General features: G+C 65.2%; 16 protein-coding genes. 6 read left to right on the forward strand and 10 right to left on the reverse strand.

Going from position 1 to position 17,526, the window contains the following annotated elements; genetic code table 11:
• Window positions 1-109 precede the first annotated feature (109 nt).
• The 5 genes from A6F68_RS05435 (at window position 110) to A6F68_RS05455 (ending at window position 6,553) form a co-directional block, all read left to right on the forward strand.
• Window positions 110-2,686 carry a heavy metal translocating P-type ATPase gene (locus A6F68_RS05435; RefSeq protein WP_067677173.1) on the forward strand — a complete coding sequence of 859 codons (2,577 nt, stop codon included), beginning with the start codon at window positions 110-112 and terminating at the stop codon, window positions 2,684-2,686.
• Between the two features lie 48 nt (window positions 2,687-2,734).
• The gene (gene cueR / locus A6F68_RS05440; protein ID WP_067677175.1) at window positions 2,735-3,220 is read left to right on the forward strand and encodes a Cu(I)-responsive transcriptional regulator; all 486 of its coding nucleotides are present in this window, start codon (window positions 2,735-2,737) and stop codon (window positions 3,218-3,220) included.
• Window positions 3,221-3,304: 84 nt separating this feature from the next.
• Complete coding sequence (locus A6F68_RS05445; protein ID WP_067677177.1) at window positions 3,305-5,080, forward strand: copper resistance system multicopper oxidase; 1,776 nt, start codon at window positions 3,305-3,307, stop codon at window positions 5,078-5,080.
• A complete protein-coding gene (locus A6F68_RS05450) occupies window positions 5,077-6,111 on the forward strand; it encodes a copper resistance protein B (RefSeq protein WP_067677179.1) in 1,035 nt (344 codons plus the stop codon). Before A6F68_RS05445 ends, A6F68_RS05450 begins: the two co-directional genes overlap by 4 nt.
• Before the next feature lie 70 nt (window positions 6,112-6,181).
• Window positions 6,182-6,553 carry a tRNA-binding protein gene (locus tag A6F68_RS05455; RefSeq protein ID WP_067677181.1) on the forward strand — a complete coding sequence of 124 codons (372 nt, stop codon included), beginning with the start codon at window positions 6,182-6,184 and terminating at the stop codon, window positions 6,551-6,553.
• Window positions 6,554-6,584: 31 nt separating this feature from the next.
• On the opposite strand, the gene hemN is transcribed toward A6F68_RS05455, so the two are convergent.
• The 10 genes from hemN to A6F68_RS05505 all read right to left on the reverse strand — a co-directional run bounded on the left by hemN (window position 6,585) and on the right by A6F68_RS05505 (window position 16,759).
• Window positions 6,585-7,904: an oxygen-independent coproporphyrinogen III oxidase gene (gene hemN / locus A6F68_RS05460; RefSeq protein ID WP_067677185.1), complete on the reverse strand. Its 1,320-nt coding sequence runs from the start codon at window positions 7,902-7,904 to the stop codon at window positions 6,585-6,587.
• A gap of 244 nt (window positions 7,905-8,148) precedes the next feature.
• The gene (gene ccoS / locus A6F68_RS05465) at window positions 8,149-8,292 is read right to left on the reverse strand and encodes a cbb3-type cytochrome oxidase assembly protein CcoS (protein WP_067677187.1); all 144 of its coding nucleotides are present in this window, start codon (window positions 8,290-8,292) and stop codon (window positions 8,149-8,151) included.
• Window positions 8,289-10,412 carry a heavy metal translocating P-type ATPase gene (locus tag A6F68_RS05470; protein WP_067677189.1) on the reverse strand — a complete coding sequence of 708 codons (2,124 nt, stop codon included), beginning with the start codon at window positions 10,410-10,412 and terminating at the stop codon, window positions 8,289-8,291. Before A6F68_RS05470 ends, ccoS begins: the two co-directional genes overlap by 4 nt.
• Window positions 10,409-10,843, reverse strand: coding sequence for a FixH family protein (locus tag A6F68_RS05475; RefSeq protein WP_067677191.1), 435 nt, complete (start codon window positions 10,841-10,843; stop codon window positions 10,409-10,411). Before A6F68_RS05475 ends, A6F68_RS05470 begins: the two co-directional genes overlap by 4 nt.
• A complete protein-coding gene (ccoG, locus tag A6F68_RS05480; protein WP_084001697.1) occupies window positions 10,840-12,399 on the reverse strand; it encodes a cytochrome c oxidase accessory protein CcoG in 1,560 nt (519 codons plus the stop codon). Before ccoG ends, A6F68_RS05475 begins: the two co-directional genes overlap by 4 nt.
• Entirely contained in the window at window positions 12,386-13,309 is a 924-nt protein-coding gene (gene ccoP / locus A6F68_RS05485) for a cytochrome-c oxidase, cbb3-type subunit III (RefSeq protein WP_067677195.1), read from the reverse strand. Before ccoP ends, ccoG begins: the two co-directional genes overlap by 14 nt.
• Window positions 13,299-13,463: a CcoQ/FixQ family Cbb3-type cytochrome c oxidase assembly chaperone gene (locus A6F68_RS05490; RefSeq protein WP_067677196.1), complete on the reverse strand. Its 165-nt coding sequence runs from the start codon at window positions 13,461-13,463 to the stop codon at window positions 13,299-13,301. The genes ccoP and A6F68_RS05490 overlap by 11 nt, the downstream gene beginning before the upstream one ends.
• Window positions 13,460-14,224 (reverse strand): cytochrome-c oxidase, cbb3-type subunit II, encoded by a 765-nt coding sequence (gene ccoO / locus A6F68_RS05495; protein WP_067677198.1) that lies wholly within the window; start codon window positions 14,222-14,224, stop codon window positions 13,460-13,462. Before ccoO ends, A6F68_RS05490 begins: the two co-directional genes overlap by 4 nt.
• Window positions 14,225-14,237: 13 nt before the next feature.
• Window positions 14,238-15,905 (reverse strand): cytochrome-c oxidase, cbb3-type subunit I, encoded by a 1,668-nt coding sequence (gene ccoN / locus A6F68_RS05500; protein WP_067677200.1) that lies wholly within the window; start codon window positions 15,903-15,905, stop codon window positions 14,238-14,240.
• A 77-nt stretch (window positions 15,906-15,982) separates the two neighbouring features.
• Window positions 15,983-16,759 (reverse strand): helix-turn-helix domain-containing protein, encoded by a 777-nt coding sequence (locus A6F68_RS05505; protein ID WP_067677202.1) that lies wholly within the window; start codon window positions 16,757-16,759, stop codon window positions 15,983-15,985.
• Window positions 16,760-16,853: 94 nt separating this feature from the next.
• Between A6F68_RS05505 and A6F68_RS05510 the strand changes: the two genes are divergently transcribed.
• A complete protein-coding gene (locus A6F68_RS05510; RefSeq protein WP_067677204.1) occupies window positions 16,854-17,522 on the forward strand; it encodes an OmpW/AlkL family protein in 669 nt (222 codons plus the stop codon).
• Window positions 17,523-17,526 lie beyond the last annotated feature (4 nt).

A 17,526-nucleotide genomic window follows, 5' to 3' on the forward strand; every position in this document is an offset into this window, starting at 1 on the left:
TTTGGGGTACGAGCCTTGCGCGATGGTAAGCCATTCGCTTACCGCTTGACCTTACCATTGTTGGAAGGTGCAGAATCACTCCACGATTTGAGATTATGGAGTAAATTCAATGGCGCATGCGACTTCAGCGATTCGCAACCTGAGCCAGAACGCGGGTGATCCCGTCACACTGAGTTTGACTGTCGAGGGCATGACCTGCGCGTCATGCGTCTCGCATGTCGAGAAAGCGATCGCGGCAATCCCTTCCGTCGAAAATGTGTCGGTAAACCTCGCGACCGAACGGGCGAACGTTACGCTGGCGGGTCCGACCGAACCCGAAGCACTCGTGCAGGCCGTTCGCGGGGCAGGGTATGCGGTGCGCGAGGTCGATGGCGAACTCATCGTCAAAGGTATGACCTGTGCATCGTGTGTCGGGCACGTCGAAAAGGCCATTCTGGGGGTTCCGGGAATAGTCCGGGCAAACGTCAATCTCGCCACCGAAAGGGCGAGTTTTCGCTACCTTGACGGGTTGGCCAGCCTCGAAGCGATCGAGAGCGCCATACGCGAGGCCGGTTACGAACCGAAACGCATCGAGACCCACGCAGGCAGCGAGGACCGGGAGCGAGCCGCCAACGAACGCGAATTCGCCAGCCTTCGATTGGCCCTGATCGTTGCGGTGCTCCTGGCACTGCCCGTCTTCGTTCTCGAGATGGGATCGCATCTGGTTCCCTCGTTCCATCACCTGATCCATTCGACGATCGGCCGGCAGGCGAGCTGGGTCATCCAGTTCGTCCTCACGACGGCGGTTCTCTTCGGCCCCGGCCTGCGTTTCTTCCGAAAGGGAATTCCGGCAATCCTGCGCGGGACACCGGACATGAACTCGCTCGTCACCGTCGGGACAGGCGCGGCCTGGGCCTATTCGGTCGTCGCGACTTTCGCTCCATCCTTGCTGCCGGCAGGCACGGTCAACGTGTACTTCGAAGCGGCTGCCGTGATCGTTGCACTCATCCTGCTCGGGCGCTTTCTCGAGGCGAAGGCGAAGGGCCGGACATCGGAAGCCATCAAGCGGCTCGTCCGCCTGCAGCCCCGTACCGCACGTGTCGTGCGTGACGGTGAGACTGTGGAAGTGCCGATCGCAGACGTCCTTGCCGGCGATACCGTCGTCGTGCGTCCCGGAGAGAAGATCCCCGTCGACGGCGAAGTTACGGAGGGCAATTCGTACGTCGATGAAAGCATGATCACCGGCGAGCCTGTCCCTGTCGAAAAGCGCGAAGGAGCCAGCGTCGTCGGCGGCACCATCAACAAGTCGGGGTCTTTCTCATTCCGTGCGACCGGTGTCGGATCCGAGACCATGCTGTCCCAGATCATCAGGATGGTGGAGCAGGCCCAGGGAGCGAAGCTTCCTATCCAGGCGATGGTCGACAAGGTCACCGCGTGGTTCGTCCCGGCCGTCATGTTCGTCGCTGCGCTGACGTTCGTTATCTGGCTGATCTTCGGCCCCGACCCTGCCCTTAGCTTCGCGCTGGTCAACGCGGTTGCCGTCCTGATCATCGCGTGCCCGTGCGCAATGGGCCTTGCGACGCCGACCTCGATAATGGTGGGGACCGGACGTGCGGCCGAACTCGGAGTGCTTTTCCGGAAAGGCGAGGCCTTGCAGGCGCTGCGTTCCGTCGAGATCGTCGCGCTGGACAAGACCGGAACGCTGACGATCGGTCGTCCCGTCCTGACCGATCTGGAAACCGCGCTCGGCTTCGACAGTGACGAGGTCCTGTCGCTGGTCGCCGCAGTCGAGGCCCATTCCGAGCACCCGATCGCGGAAGCCATCCTCACCGCCGCAAAGGAGCGGGGGCTTCAAATCCCGCCAACCGACAACTTCGAAGCTTCCCCTGGTTTCGGCATCAAGGCGGATGTCGGCGGCCGTACAGTGCACGTGGGAGCAGACCGGTACATGGCCAAGCTGGGCATCGACTTCGGACCGCTGGGCGTCGACGCGTGGCGGCTTGGCAGCGAAGGGAAGACGCCGCTTTATGCAGCAGTCGACGGCCATCTCGCGGCCATCATTGCGGTCGCCGACCCGATACGCGAGACAACCCCGGCCGCCATCGATGCCCTGCATTCGCTGGGCCTCAAGGTGGCGATGATCACCGGCGACAACCGGGCTACAGCGGAGGCTGTCGCCCGCCAGTTGGGGATCGACGAGGTCGTCGCCGAAGTGCTGCCCGAAGGCAAGGTCGAGGCGCTCAAGTCGCTCCGCAAGGACGGTCGCGCCGCAGCATTCGTGGGCGATGGCATCAACGATGCGCCCGCCTTGGCGGAAGCCGATGTCGGGATTGCGATTGGGACGGGAACCGACGTCGCGATCGAGACTGCCGATGTCGTCCTGATGTCGGGCGATCTGCGCGGTGTGGTGAACGCCATCGCCTTGTCCCGGGCCACGATCCGGAACATCAAGGAAAACCTCTTCTGGGCGTTTGCCTACAACGCCGCGCTGATTCCGGTGGCCGCGGGCGTTCTCTATCCCGCCACTGGTGTCCTGCTTTCTCCCGTGTTCGCGGCCGGCGCCATGGCATTGTCGAGCGTTTTCGTTCTGTCGAATGCCCTGCGCCTCAAGCGCTTCAAGAGCGTGATGGACCTTACAAGTGGCCCGGCTCTTTCAGCGACCGGTGCTCGGCCCCATATGCCAGTCCACGCCCCCTTGAAGGTCTGATGTTGAACCGATGTCGATGGAAACGATGCAATCTTCAGGAGCAGAGCAATGAACATTGGACAGGCTTCCGAGGCGTCCGGCGTCAGCGCGAAGATGATCCGCTACTACGAGCAGACCGGACTGATACCTAAGGCTGCCCGGCGCGACAGCGGATACCGCGACTACGATCGCGACGATGTGCATCGGCTGCAGTTCATCCGGCACGCCCGGGACCTTGGCTTTACCGTCGAACAGATCGGCGAACTCCTTGCGCTGTGGTCTGACCGCGAACGCGCCAGCAGCGAGGTAAAGGCCCTCGCTCTCGGTCATGTCGAGCGTCTGAAGGCGAAGCAGCTCGAGCTTGGGCAAATGATCGGCACGCTCGAAGCGCTCGCCCGGAACTGCCATGGCGACGAGCGACCGGAATGTCCGATCATCGAGGGATTGGCGCACAAGGACGCAGCCGAGGGCAAAGCCGGGAACCGCAAGTTGCCGCGGTTCGGCATCGGTTCGGGCCCCGGCGGTGGAGCACAATCCGGCAGTTCGAAGCACTGATAGCGCTCCGAGACATATCCATGCCCGGCCTTCCGCAATCCGGGAGACGGCATCACCAAAATGAATGCGAGTTGGAATATTGCCATGCAGACTGCCCTGACCCGCCGCCGCCTGATCGCCGGTTCTTTCGGCCTGGCCGCTGTGGCATCCGTACCCATGCCCGCTTGGGCGCGCGGCGAATCCCTTAGCCACGCGCGCCAGGGCTTCGGCGAAGTCAGCGGGGAGCGCATCGCCCTTTCAGTCGACAGCCATCATTTCGCGGTGGGTGGGCGAAGCGGCCATGCAATCGCCGTGAATGGGACGGTGCCCGGGCCGCTTGTACGCCTGCGTGAAGGGCAGAAGGTCCGCATCGACGTGACCAACAATCTCGCCGAAGACACCTCCATCCACTGGCATGGCCTGCTGCTACCGTTCCAGTTTGACGGGGTGCCGGGTGTGAGCTTCCCGGGCATCAAGCCGGGGCAGACGTTCACCTACGAATTTCCGATCCGTCAAAGCGGCACCTATTGGTGGCACAGCCATTCCGGCCTGCAGGAACAGGAAGGACATTACGGCCCGATCATCATCGAGAGCGCCACGCCAGACCCGCGCTACGACCGCGACTTCGTCGTTCTGTTGAGCGAGTTCACGCCGGTTCATCCGCACGAGATCGCACGGAAGCTCAAGGTCGGAGAGCATTACTACAACAACCAGATGCAGACTGCGACCGAGGGGGACATGCCCCTCAAGGACCGGCTGATGTGGGGCGCGATGCGGATGAATCCGCGCGACATCTCGGACGTGACCGGCGCGACTTATACGTTCCTCATCAATGGTCACGGGCCGCTGGACGGACTGGAGTATCTGTTCAATCCGGGCGAGCGAATCCGGCTGCGTGTCATCAACGGGTCGGCCATGACCTTCTTCAACGTCCGTATTCCCGGCGTGCCGATGACCGTCATTGCTGCCGACGGAAAGGACGTGGAGGAGTTCGAGGTCGACGAGTTCCAGATCGGCACCGCCGAGACCTACGACGTCATCGTGACGCCGCCTGCCGGCAGCCACGCGCTCGTCGCGGAAGCGATGGACCGATCGGGCATGGGCGTGGCATCGATCACTTCGCACAAGGGCCACCGCGCGACCCCGCCGCCCCTGCGCGAGCCGGTGACGCTGACCATGGCCGACATGGGCATGGGCTCGATGGAAGGCGGTCACGGCAGCCACGGCGGTGATGGAGGCCATGGCGGCCACGCTGGCATGGATCACGGTGCCGACGAGGCGACAGGGGCGATGGACCACGCTTCGATGGACCACTCCATGCGCGACACCTCTAAACTGCCGCCGGACGTGAAGGTCGGCCCCGGCCTCGACATGGTCTCACCGATGCCCGTCGACCGGATGGATTTCCCCGGCCTCGGACTCGACAAGGTCGACCACCGGGTCCTGCGCTACACCGATCTCAAGGCCAAACGGCCCAATCCGCATCGCATGCCCACGCGCCAGCTGGAAATCCACCTGACCGGCAATATGGAGCGTTACATGTGGTCGTTCGACGGCAAGAAGTTTTCCGCCGTAACCGACGATCCGATCCGCTTCGCCTTCGATGAACGGGTGCGGGTCAAGCTGGTGAACGACACCATGATGGCGCACCCGATCCACCTGCACGGTCACTTCTTCGAACTCGTGAACGGCGCGGGAATGATGAACCAGCCGCTCAAGCACACGGTCGTGGTGCAACCGGGCGGAACGGCGACTTTCGACCTCACGGCGAACGAGCCGGGGGACTGGGCCTTCCACTGCCACCTGCTCTACCACATGCATGCCGGGATGATGCAGACGGTGACTGTGCGACCCTTCCCGAAGGCGGGAGAGGGCGCATGAAGACCACGGTCGGCCTGATCCTTGCGGCGCCGCTGGTGCTGGCCGCAACCCCTCTCGCCGCGCAGGACCATTCCGGTCACGCGGGGCATACCGGGCATGAAGAGAGCTCAGCGCAGCAAACGGTTCAAACGACGATGGACCATTCGACGATGGACCATTCGGAGATGGACCATTCGAAGATGGACCATTCGAAGATGGACCATTCGACGATGGACCATTCGAAGATGGACCATTCGACGATGGATCATTCGAAGATGGACCATTCGTCACATCAGGTCGGCGATCTCCCCGCCGGCCCGCCGCCACAAGAGGCATTCGCCGGGCCGCAGCATGCTGCCGATGCCATATTCGGGGCAGAGGCCATGGCCCGTTCACGCGCCCGGAACCACGCCACACACGGAGACATGAAGACCGGCGTCATCATGGTGGAGCGGCTCGAGGCGCGCGTCGCAAAGGGGCACGATGCATACCTCTGGGACGTGCAGGGCTGGTACGGCGGCGACATCGACAAGTTCGTCTTCAAGTCGGAAGGCGAGGGAGAGTTCGGCGGCGCTGTCGAGGATGCCGAATTGCAGGCGCTCTGGGGTCATGCGATCGGGCCGTTCTTCGATCTGCAGACCGGTGTGCGGCTGGATGTGGAGCCTGAGACCCGCAGCCACTTCGTCGTGGGGGTCCAAGGCCTCGCTCCCTACATGTGGCATCTTGATGCCGCGGCCTTCCTGTCCGACCGCGGCGATTTCACCGCGAGGGTCGAGGCCGAGTACGACCAGAAGATCACCCAGCGCCTGATCCTGCAGCCGCGCGCAGAGCTGGAGATTTCGGCGCAGGACATCCCAGAGCGTAAGGTGGGGGCCGGGCTGACCAAGTTGGAGACCGGTTTGCGCCTGCGCTACGAGATCGTCAGGGAGTTCGCCCCGTATGTCGGTGTCGAGTACGAAGCGAAACTCGGTGAGACGGCCGATATCGCCCGTGCGGCCGGCGAAGATGCGGCGGGCTGGAAGTTCCTGGTCGGTTTGAGGGCGTGGTTTTGAACCAGGCTTGCGTCGACCGACGCGGGTTTCGGAAGTTCGTAACGACAGGCAATCGAAGAGGGGGAACCTCATGCATCTGACGCACGATCGCAATGCGCCGCCCGCCCCTCCAATCGCCTTCGACGATTTCCTTCGTGTCGACATACGGGTCGGCCGAATCGTCGAAGCCAAGCCATTTCCAGAGGCGAGGAAGCCGGCGTTCAAGCTGTCGGTGGACTTTGGTCCCGGCGTCGGGATCAAGCGCTCGTCGGCGCAGATCACGGAACACTACGATTGCGAGCAGCTGGTCGGCCGATTAGTGGCGGCGGTCGTCAATTTCCCCCCGCGACAGATCGGAAAGTTCCTCAGCGAAGTGCTCGTTCTCGGGTTTCCGGATGCGAACGGCGCCGTCGTGCTTTTCGCCCCCGACAGCGACGTTCCCATCGGCGGACGACTGTTCTGAGAGGCAGCGGTCGCGCGTAGAGCCACAACCCTCAGATCGCCGAACTGAACCTTTTCTGCTGTTGGTGTATCTTGCGATACGGGTCGAACAGCGCGGCGATCGTGCGGGCATACGGCAAACCGTCGGGCGTCACCGATAGCCAATCGCCTTCGAATGTCGCGAGGCCGCGGATCGTGAACGGGCAAAGCTGAGCAGCGACTTCGGCCCCGAGTTCGCGGGTAAGCCGCGCCCGGCCACGGCATAGGAGTTGCTCGATCACTTCGCCCCGCTGCCGCTCGGACTCGCTGCGCGCAATTCCGCGATTGGCGGCCGGCAACCCTTGCGAGGCGATCATGCGATAGCGCCCGCTGTTCTTCTCGTTCTGCGCCAGCAGGTGGAGGAACTGGCTTATGGCCGATGCTCCAAGCCCGATGAGGTTGGGCGCCTGATCGTCGGTGAATCCCTGGAAATTGCGGCGCAGGGACCCGTCGAGTGCGGCATGGGCAAGCGGATCGCCACCCGGGCGGGCGAAGTGGTCGAAGCCGACAGGGACATAGCCGTGTGTGCACAGGTGCTCGTAGCCGAGCGCTGCCATGGCGAAGCGCTCGTCGGTGCCGGGCAGGGCAAGCGCGTCGATAGCGCGCTGACGCGGTACGACGTGGGGAACGTGGGCGTAACCGAACAGCGCGATCCGGTCTGCACCTAGCGATTGGGCGCGTTCCAGCGTGTCGGTCAGGTCGTCCCGGCTCTGGTAAGGCAGGCCGTACATGAGATCGAAATTGAGCGAGGTAACGCCCGCTGTGCGCAGCCAGTCGACGGTGCGCGAGACGGTGCCTGCCCCCTGCACCCGGCCGATGGCTTCCTGGCAATGATGGGCAAATGTTTGCACGCCGAGGCTCGCGCGCTCGATGCCGACAGCGCGGATCGCGCGCATCCAGTCCACTGTCATGCTCCGGGGATCGAGCTCGATCGAGTAGACCGGGTCTGTCAGCCGGAAGGCGACGGTCAGCCGGTCGACGAGGCGGATGAAGTCCACGGGATCGAGGGCATTGGGGCTCCCGCCGCCGAACGAGACCCGCCGCACGCGCGCGGCCCGCGGGAGCAGTGCAGCGATCGTGCCGACCTCCCGGTCGAGCGCCGAAAGGTAGGAATCGAGCCGCTGCCGCCGGCCCGCCGCCGCGGTATTGCAGCCGCAGTAGAAGCAGATCTTCTCGCAGAACGGTATGTGGACGTAGAGCGAGATGTCCCCGCGCGCGTCCTCGATCGCCATGCGATGAAGCGCAGGATCGATGTCGCCGAACTCGGCGGCGGTGGGAAAGCTGGTGTAGCGCGGGACCGGCGTTGCCAGCAGTTCGGGATGATAGGGCCACATGCGGACGGGTTCTGGCGTGGCCGGGGCGACCGGTCCTTGCGCTACATCAACCCGCGCTTGCGCGAGCAGCCCGCGTGACAGCCCTTCTGGGCGCACGGAGGCGTTTCCAACGGGTCCCGCGCGGGAAGCGGAATCTCTAGGGAACCCCCGCTGCACAGTCCTGAAACGAGGGTCGCGGGCTTGGGGTCGGGAGGGGTGCCGAACATGGCCGGTACAAGGGAGGCAAGGGCGAGGATCGCAAGCCTCATTCGTCGTCCTCGATCAGGATGCGGTTCGCGGCGCCGTCCATGTCGTCGTACTGGCCGTCGCGCATCGACCAGAAGAACGCGGCAAGGCCAAGCAGGCCAAGGCCCAGCGCGACCGGGATGAGGAATGCGAGACCGCTCACCGCGCTGCCCTTGCAAGGCGCAGCGAATTGGCGACCACGACCAGCGAACTGACCGACATTGCCACCGCGGCGACGAGCGGGGTGACGAGCCCGGCCACCGCCAGCGGCACAGCGAGCAGGTTGTAGCCGATGGCAAAGGCGAAGTTCTGCCGCACCACCCGCATCGTCTGCCGCGCGACGCGCACCGCGAGCGCGACCGGCATCAGGCCATTGCCGGTGAAGACCGCGTCGGCTGCCTGCTGGCTGATGTCGCTGGCGGTCCCGGGTGCGATGGACGCATGCGCCGCGGCGAGTGCAGGCCCGTCGTTCAGACCGTCGCCGACCATCAGCGGGCGGCGACCCGAGACCCGGAGGCGCGTCAATTCGGCAAGCTTGTCCTGCGGCGTGGCGTGCCCCCGCGCGAAAAGAGCCAGTCGGCGGGCGACAGGAGCGACCGCCTCTGTCCTGTCTCCCGATAGGATGCTGCTCTCGATCCCCTGCCGCCACAGGTCGGCAAGCGTCGCTGCCGCATCGCCGCGCAAGTCGTCGGAAAACGGTATCTGCCAGCGCTCTTCGCCGATGAGCAGCTGTGTCGCCAACCCGTTCGCCGGCGAACCGCTGCGTTGGAGCGCGACCGGCTCACCGGACCAAGAAGCAAAAATCCCTTCACCCGGATGCTCGACCACCGCCGTCAGCGCTGCCGGAACCACGCCCGACGCGGCGAGTGCCTTTTCGAGCCCGCGCGACAGGGGATGGCGGCTGTGTTGCGCAAGTGCGAGCGCGACAGCGCGGGCCCTGGCATCGAGCGCCCGGAGATCGGGCACGGGCTCACCCAGCGTCAGCGTGCCGGTCTTGTCGAACAGCGCGCAGTCCACTTCGGCCAGCCGCTCGAGCGCGCTGCCATCCTTGATCAGCAGCCCGCGCCGCATCAGCGCTCCGGCGGCAACGACCTGCGCGGCAGGCACTGCAAGGCCCATCGCGCAAGGGCAGGTGATGATGAGCACGGCGATCGCGACGACCAGCGATTCGTGCCATCCCGCCCCGGCCCACATCCATCCGGCGAAACTCAGCGCCGCGATCGTGTGCACCAGCGGGGCGTAGAGCCGGGACGCGCGGTCGGCGATGCGGACGTAATGGCTGCGCGACTGCCCGGCTTCGTCCATCAGCCGTGCGATCTCGGCCAGCACCGTGTCCTGCGCTGTCGCGGTGACGCGCACGCGCAGAGGCTGGGTGATGTTGACCGCTCCCGCGTGGACCGGCGTGCCGGGTCCGACCGGCTCGGGCGCGCTTTCTCCGGTCAGCATCGCGTTGTCGACCGCGCTCGCGCCGCTTTCGACCACACCATCGGCAGCGAGTGCTTCGCCCGCTGCAACCAGCATCAAGCTTCCGGGCTCGATATCCCGAGCGGCGACGCGGCGCGTGCAACCGTCCTCCTGCACGACCATCGCGCTCTTGCCCATACGCGACAGCAGCGCGCCGATCCCGGCTCGCGTCCGGCCGCGCATCGACGCGTCGAGCGCGCGTCCGGCGAGCAGGAAGAACAGGAGCATGGTCGCGCCGTCGAAATAGGCGTGCTCGCCTCCGGTCAGCGCTTCGTAAAGGCTCAGCCCGGTCGCCAGAACGACGCCGATCGAGATCGGCACGTCCATGTTCGTGCGGCCGTGGCGTAGGGCCCGCGCCGCGCTGGCAAAGAACGGGCGTCCGGCATAGGCGATGACCGGAAGCGCGATCATCGCCGACAGCAGGTGGAACAGGTCGCGCGTTGCCCCCTCGGCGCCCGACCATACGCTGACCGAAAGCAGCATGATGTTCATCATGCCGAAGCCCGCCACCGCGAGCGCGCGCATGAGCGACCGCGCCTCGCGATCGTCCTCTGCGACCGGGCTTTCAGCCACCGTTTGTGCCTCGAACCCGAGGCGGCCTAATGCCGCGATCAGCGCATCCTCGCCCAGAGCGGGATCGTGGCGAACCGCGACCCGCTTGGCCGAAAGGTTGACCCGGACACCGGACACGCCCTCAAGCGCACCCATCTCCCGTTCGATCTTGCCGATGCAGCCCGCGCACTTGATGCCGGGCACGCTGAAACGGCTGTCTGCCTCGGGCGCTGCGGCAAGCCGGGCATGGTCGAGCGGGGCGTTCATGGGATGCTGCTTTCCATCCGCGCTGACTTGCCGTCGGCGGTGATCGTGAAGCGCAGCGTCCAGCGACCCCGGGGCAACGGTTCTCGCGAAATACCGGCTGGATCGAACGCCAGCGATCGGTCGGGCAAGTGTCCGAGCGGATGCCGCGCATGTGCGGTTATCCCGGCACCCGTCGGTATGCCCTCCATCTCAAGGGCAATGCGCCCGTCTTCGCGGCGGCGCGGTGTCACCTTCCAGCCGAGTGCCCGTTCGCGCTCGGCCTCGGCGAGCCAGCGATTGAAATCCTGGCTGGCGACATAGGAGTTTTCGACGACGATCCCGCCGAACGTCCGCTTGGCAGCAACGGCGGCGGTCAGGTTGACCGCGATCACGACCGCGAAGCCGGCGACTAGGATCGCGCTGACGTGGCGACCATCGAGGGGACGGATCATCGATTTTCTCCTGGCGCTTCGAAGCGGGTGGTCGTCCGTTGCCGTTCGGGATCGGGACCCCGGGCATCGAGGGTGAAGGCAAATTCGCTGGCACCCGAGGCGGGCGGTGCGGCGACATAGGCGCGCAGGGTTGCCGTGCTGTCTGCCGGAACGGTCACCGCCAGCGTCCTCGCGGCGTCGGTACGGCTCGTGGTGTCGGTCCACATGGCCGCTCCGGGCAGGCCATCGATGGCGATGGTCATTCGCCGCGGCTGGGTCGCCATGTTCCGCAGGCGCAAGGTGTAGGCGTTGCGGATCGAACCGTCGCTCAGCAGCATGAAGGGCGGGTTGCGATCGGGCGCGACCGACAGCCCTGTGCGGTCCCTCACGCCGAGCGCGAACAGCATAGCGAGCCCAATCGAACCCCAGATAAGGGTGTAGGCGATCGTGCGCGGGCGCAGCAACGCCTTCCAGGCGGAGCGGGGTGGCGCGCCGGCGGCTTCCGCCTTGCAGTCCTCCAGCGTGGCATAGTCGATCAGCCCGCGCGGTCGGCCGATATCCGCCATTACCCGGTCACAGGCGTCGATGCACAGCGCGCAGGTGATGCAGCCAATCTGCGGTCCCTCCCGGATGTCGATGCCCGTCGGGCAGACCTGCACGCACATCGTGCAATCGATGCAATCGCCGAATTGGGCGGGGTTCTTCTCCGCTTTCTTCACGCTGCCGCGCGGCTCCCCGCGCCAGTCCTTGTAGGTCACCAGCAGCGACTTTTCGTCCATCATCGCCGTCTGGATGCGCGGCCACGGACACATGTAGATGCACACCTGCTCGCGCATGAAGCCGCCGAGCGTCACTGTGGTCAGCGTGAGGATCGCGACCGTGATGTAGGCGACAGGCGCCGCCTCTCCCCGCCAGAAGTCCTGCACCAGGGTCGGCGCGTCGGCGAAATACATGATCCATGCGCCGCCGGTCCAGAAGCCGATGAACAGGTAGATCGACCATTTGAAGGCCCGTCGGAACACCTTGCCCCAGGTCCACGGCGCGGCGTCGAGCTTCTGTCGGGCGAAGCGGTCGCCGTCGACGAAGCGGTCGACATGCTGGAACAGGTCGGTCCACACCGTTTGCGGGCAGGCGTAGCCGCACCACGCTCGGCCGACCGCACTGGTCACCAGGAACAGCCCGATCCCGGCCATGATGAGGAGCCCGGCAACGAAGTAGAACTCCTGCGGCCAGATCTCGATGCCGAACATGTAGAACCGGCGGTGCGCCAGATCGACCAGCACCGCCTGGTCGGGCGCGTAGGGTCCCCGATCCCAGCGGATCCACGGAGTACCGTAGTAGATCGCCAGCGTGACCGCCATCACGAGCCACTTGAAGCGACGGAAGGGCCCATCGATCCGCCGGTTGTGGACGGTCGCCTTTGCTTCGTAGAGCTTGTCTGACAGGTGGGCGCGCGGTGGTTCGTGCGGTTCGTGCCGCCGGGTCGTCGCAGCCGGGTCGGCCACCGCGCTCGAGACGGGTTCGTTGGTCTTGGCGACCCCGTCCTCGATCAGGCCGTCCTTGTCACTGCTCACCATCGGCCTTCGCCGCCGGTGGGGCGGGCTCCGCTATCGTCGCCTCACCGCCGCCCAGCGAATGGACGTAGGCGGCCAGCATCTTGATCGTCACGGGGTCGAGCTTGTCCTTGAACGCCGGCATGGCACCCATGCGCGGCCGCAGGATCTGCTTCGCCACGTCTTCTCGCGTCCCGCCATATAGCCAGATCGCGTCGTTCAGGCGCGGGGCACCCTGCGTACGGTCACCCTCTCCGTTCGCGCCGTGACAAACGGTGCAGTTATCGGCGAATAGGCTGGCGCCGAGCGCGTTCGACCGGGCCTTGCCGCTGAGCGACAGGACGTGATTGGAGATCGCTGTCAGCTGGCCGGTGTCGAACACGCCCTCGAACGGCGGCATCGCCCCCTGCCGCTTGTCCTCGCCGGGTTGCCGGATGCCGTGGGTGATCGTGTATTCGATGGTGGCGAGATCGCCCCCCCACAGCCAGTCGTCATCGTTGAGATTTGGGTAGCCCAGAGTCTGGCTGCCCGCGGCGCCGGAGCCGTGGCATTGCGTGCAGTGCACCCGGAAGGCCGCCTTCCCGCCCGCGACCGCCTGTCGCAGGAGGTCCGGTTTGCCTTCGAGCTTGGCGATGTCGGTCGCGGCCAATGCCTCGCCGACCGAGCGCCTCCCTTGATCGGCAAGGCTCATCTGCTGCGCCAGCTGCCCGCGGCTCGTCCAGCCGAGTACGCCTTCGGTGCCTTTCGACAGAAGGGGCAGGGCAGGGTAGAGGACGACGTAGACGAGCGCCCAGGCGATCGTGAGGTAGAACGTCCACAACCACCACCGCGGCATGGGCGTATCGAGTTCCTCGATCCCGTCCCACTCGTGACCGACGAACTCGGTCCCGGTCGGCTCGTCGATCCTTTTCGCGTCTGGCCGCTCATTCGCCATTGTCGTCGCCTTCGAAGATGGAATTCGCCATGCGTTCGTTCGTGTGCTTCTTTCCGGGGAGGAAGGGCCAGGCACACAGCCCGACGAACACGATCGTCATGACGACGAGACCGACCGTGTCGGCCAGGTGGCGCAGGGTGTCGTACTCGCTCACCGGCCCTTCTCCGTCGCCAGCTTTTCCTGCGCCGCGGCGCTGTTCACGTCGACCAGCGTGCCGAGCATCTGAAGGTACGCGACCAGCGCATCCATCTCGGTCACGCGCGTAGGATCGCCGTCGAAATCGCGTGCCTGCGCCTTGGGATAGCGTTGGAGCAGGTCCGCCGTATCGGCTTCGGGATCGGCCTGGGCCCGGAGGTCCTGTGCTGCGCTCGCGATGTCCTTGTCGGTATAAGGGACGCCAACACGCGACAGCGCGCGCAGGTTCGCCGCGGGATCGTCGACCGCGATATCGGCCTTAGCCAGGAAGCCATAGGACGGCATGATGCTTTCCGGGACGACGCTTTGCGGATCGACCAGATGCTGGACGTGCCAGGCATCCGAATAGCGTCCTCCGACGCGCGCCAGATCCGGCCCGGTCCGTTTCGAACCCCACTGGAAGGGGTGGTCGTACATGCTTTCCGCGGCGAGACTGTAGTGGCCGTAGCGCTCTACCTCGTCGCGGAACGGACGGATCATCTGGCTGTGGCAGGTGTGGCACCCTTCGCGCACATAGATGTCGCGACCGGCCTGTTCGAGCGGGGTGTAGGGGCGCATGCCCTCGACCTTCTCGAGCGTGTTGTCGATCCAGAACAAGGGCGCGATCTCGACCAGGCCGCCGATGGCGACGACCATCAGGGTCGCCACCCCCAGCAGAGTGACGTTGCGTTCGAGCCGCTTGTGACCGGACAGGGTCGCTTCGACGTCGGGTGTGCTCATGTCTGGTCTGCCCTTATTCGGCGGGGACGGCGGTGGGCGGGATCGGGCGATCGGCCGCCGGATCGTGCGGCGTCTCGGTCATCGGTGCTTCGGTCCGGACCTTGCCCGCCAGCGTCTGCGCGACGTTCCACAGCATGATGGCGAAGCCCGCCAGGTAGAGGAGGCCGCCGAATGCCCGCATCAGGTACATCGGGTGAATTGCCGCCACCGTGTCTACGAAGCTGTTCACGAGGTAGCCGTCGGCACCGTACTCGCGCCACATCAGCCCTTGGGTGATCCCCGCCACCCACATGCTCGCGGCGTAGAAGACGATCCCCAGTGTCGCGAGCCAGAAGTGCCAGTTGATCATCCGCAGGCTGTACATGCGCTGCCGCTTCCACAGCCGCGGCACGAGGTAGTACATGCAGGCGAAGGTGATCATCCCGTTCCAGCCCAGCGCGCCCGAATGCACGTGGCCGATGGTCCAGTCGGTGTAGTGCGACAGCGAATTGAAGAACTTGATCGAGAGCATCGGCCCTTCGAAGGTGCTCATTCCGTAGAACGCGAGCGCCATCACCATCATGCGGATGATCGGATCGGTGCGGACCTTGTCCCACGCGCCGTTCAGGGTCATCAGCCCGTTGATCATGCCGCCCCAGCTCGGCATCCACAGCATGATCGAGAAGACCATGCCCAGCGTCTGCGCCCAGTCGGGCAGAGCGGTGTAGAGCAGGTGGTGCGGGCCGGCCCAGATGTAGAGGAAGATCAGCGACCAGAAGTGGATGATCGACAGCCGGTACGAATAGACCGGCCGCTCGGCCTGCTTCGGCACGAAGTAGTACATCATCGCGAGAAAGCCTGCGGTCAGGAAGAAGCCGACCGCGTTGTGCCCGTACCACCACTGCACCAGCGCCCCCTGCACGCCTCCGAACAGAGGATAGGCCTGCGAACCGAACAGGCTCACCGGCATGTCGAGGTTCTGGATCACGTGGAGCAGCGCCACGGTGACGATGAACGCGAGGAAGAACCAGTTGGCGACGTAGATGTGGGGTTCGTGTCGCTTCAGGATCGTACCGACGAAAACCGCGAGGTAGGCGACCCAGACGATCGTCAGCCACCAGTCGACGTACCATTGCGGCTCGGCGTATTCCTTGCCCTGGCTGATGCCGAGAAGGTAGCCGGTCGCCGCCAGCACGATGAACATCTGGTAGCCCCAGAATACGAAGCGGGCGAGGCCGGGCAAGGCCAGCCGCGCGCGGCAGGTGCGCTGGACCACGTAGAAACTCGTCGCGATCAGCGCATTGCCGCCAAAGGCGAAGATGACCGCGCTGGTGTGGAGCGGTCGCAGGCGGCCGAAATTGAACCAGGGCTCGAAATTGAGCTGCGGCCAGGCGAGCTGGGCGGCGATGAACAGTCCGGCAAGAAGGCCCGCCAGACCCCAGAACAGCGTCGCCAGAGTGGCCCAACGGATCGGATCGTCGTCGTACCGGCTTTCGCCCTCGGGCATACGGAAGAACCCGCGCGCGCCTCCCACGGGGTCAAAGCGCCCCGCGGAAGCCACGATGAGTGCGAGGGCGACGAGGCCCACGAGCGCCGCATGGACTGCGAAGCCGCTGTCGGCCGCGGACACATAGGCTACGATCGCGAGCAGCATGACCGCGAACCACAGGCCGATCCGACCCAGCGCTGCTTCGGCTTGCATGGAAATCTCCGTCCGTTTCGCGCCGGGTCTATGAACCGGGGCGCGGCCAATCCTTGATCCAGCGCAAATTTGGAAAATTAGTCGGACGGGACGCGAAGATGCCCTGCGCGCGCCTCGAGTGCCGCCGGCTCCCTGATCCGGACGACCGAGCGGCCCGAGGTCTCGATCAGCCGTTCGGCACGCAGATCGCTGAACTGGCGGCTGACGGTTTCGATCGTCAGGCCCAGGCTATCGCCGATGTCGCGGCGCGACATGGGCAGGACGACTTCGATCCCCGCGTTGCCCTCGGTGCCGACGCGTTCGGCCATCGCCACGAGGAAACCGGCGATCCGCTCCTGCGCGGTCTTGCGACCGAGCGAGATGGACTTCTCCCTGCAGCGATGGAGCGCCAGCAGCGTGCGTTCGAGCAGGGTTGCCATGACCGCCGCGCTGCCGCCGACGAGCTCGATGAATTGCTTCGCAGGGAACAGAACGAGGCGCGTCTCTATGAGCGGGCAGAGCGTATATCGATGGGTCGCGCGCGCCGGCACCCAGACGAGATCTCCCGCGAAATGAAAGGCCAGGACTTGTTCGCGGCCGGCGGACGCATGGGCGACGAGCTTGGTAGCGCCGAGGTCGACGAAGGCGAACTGGTCGTGGGCCTCGTCGAGCGGGGCCACCTCGTCCGGCCTCACGGTCGCGGTGCGGGCGATGGCATGAAGTCGGCAGGCCAGATCCGGGGAACGAGCGAACCGAAGGATACATTCCTCGAAGTGGGCGAGCGGATCCACCTCGCCCAGCACTTGGGTATCGAAGTCGTGGTGGATCATTCCGCCCTTGTGCAGGGGAAGCGCGCGACAATCGTTGACTTGCATCAACGAGCGGCTTCGTTCGCTCGGCTAGCGAGCCGGCGCGAAGCAAAAGCCTTGGTCGCACGGTGCGGCCACTGCTCCGCCGGACAAGACATCCATGAGAATGATACCCGCCCTCGGTGCCGCGCTGTTTGCGACGGTCGCCGTTCCCGCTTCTGCCAGCGATTCGCAGGGCCCATTTCAGATCAAGGTGCTGGGCTCCGCCGTGCTCACCGACGGCAAGATCACCCGGGTTGAGACCGATGCGGTCGGGCTCCCCGCCACGCTCCAGACGAAGAGCAACGACAACCTCGTGCCGACGATTGCGATCGAATACTTCCTGAACGATGCGCTCTCGGTCGAGACGATCTGCTGCCTCACGCAGCACGACGTCGATGCCACTACCGGCCTTCCGGGGGCGGAGCTCGTCGCCGACGCGAAGGTCATCCCCGCAACGGTCACGCTCAAGTACCATTTCCCTCTCGGCGCGGCGAAGCCCTATGTCGGCGCAGGGCCGACGTATTTCCTATGGGTCGACAGCAAACCGGGCGCGGCGACCGTGCCGCTCGGTGTCACCAGGCAGAGCCTCAGCGACGAACTGGGTCTGGCGCTGCAGGCCGGGGTCGATCTGGCAGTGAACGATCGCGGGCTCGGCTTCACGCTCGATGCCAAGCGCTACTTCATCGACACGACCGCGCGCTGGTACGCCGGACAGACGGTCGTAATTCAGACCCGGCACAAGCTTGATCCATGGGTGCTGAGCGCAGGCCTCGCCTGGCGCTTCTGATATC

Origin of the sequence: Tsuneonella dongtanensis, from assembly GCF_001698205.1 — a bacterium.
GTDB lineage: Bacteria > Pseudomonadota > Alphaproteobacteria > Sphingomonadales > Sphingomonadaceae > Tsuneonella > Tsuneonella dongtanensis.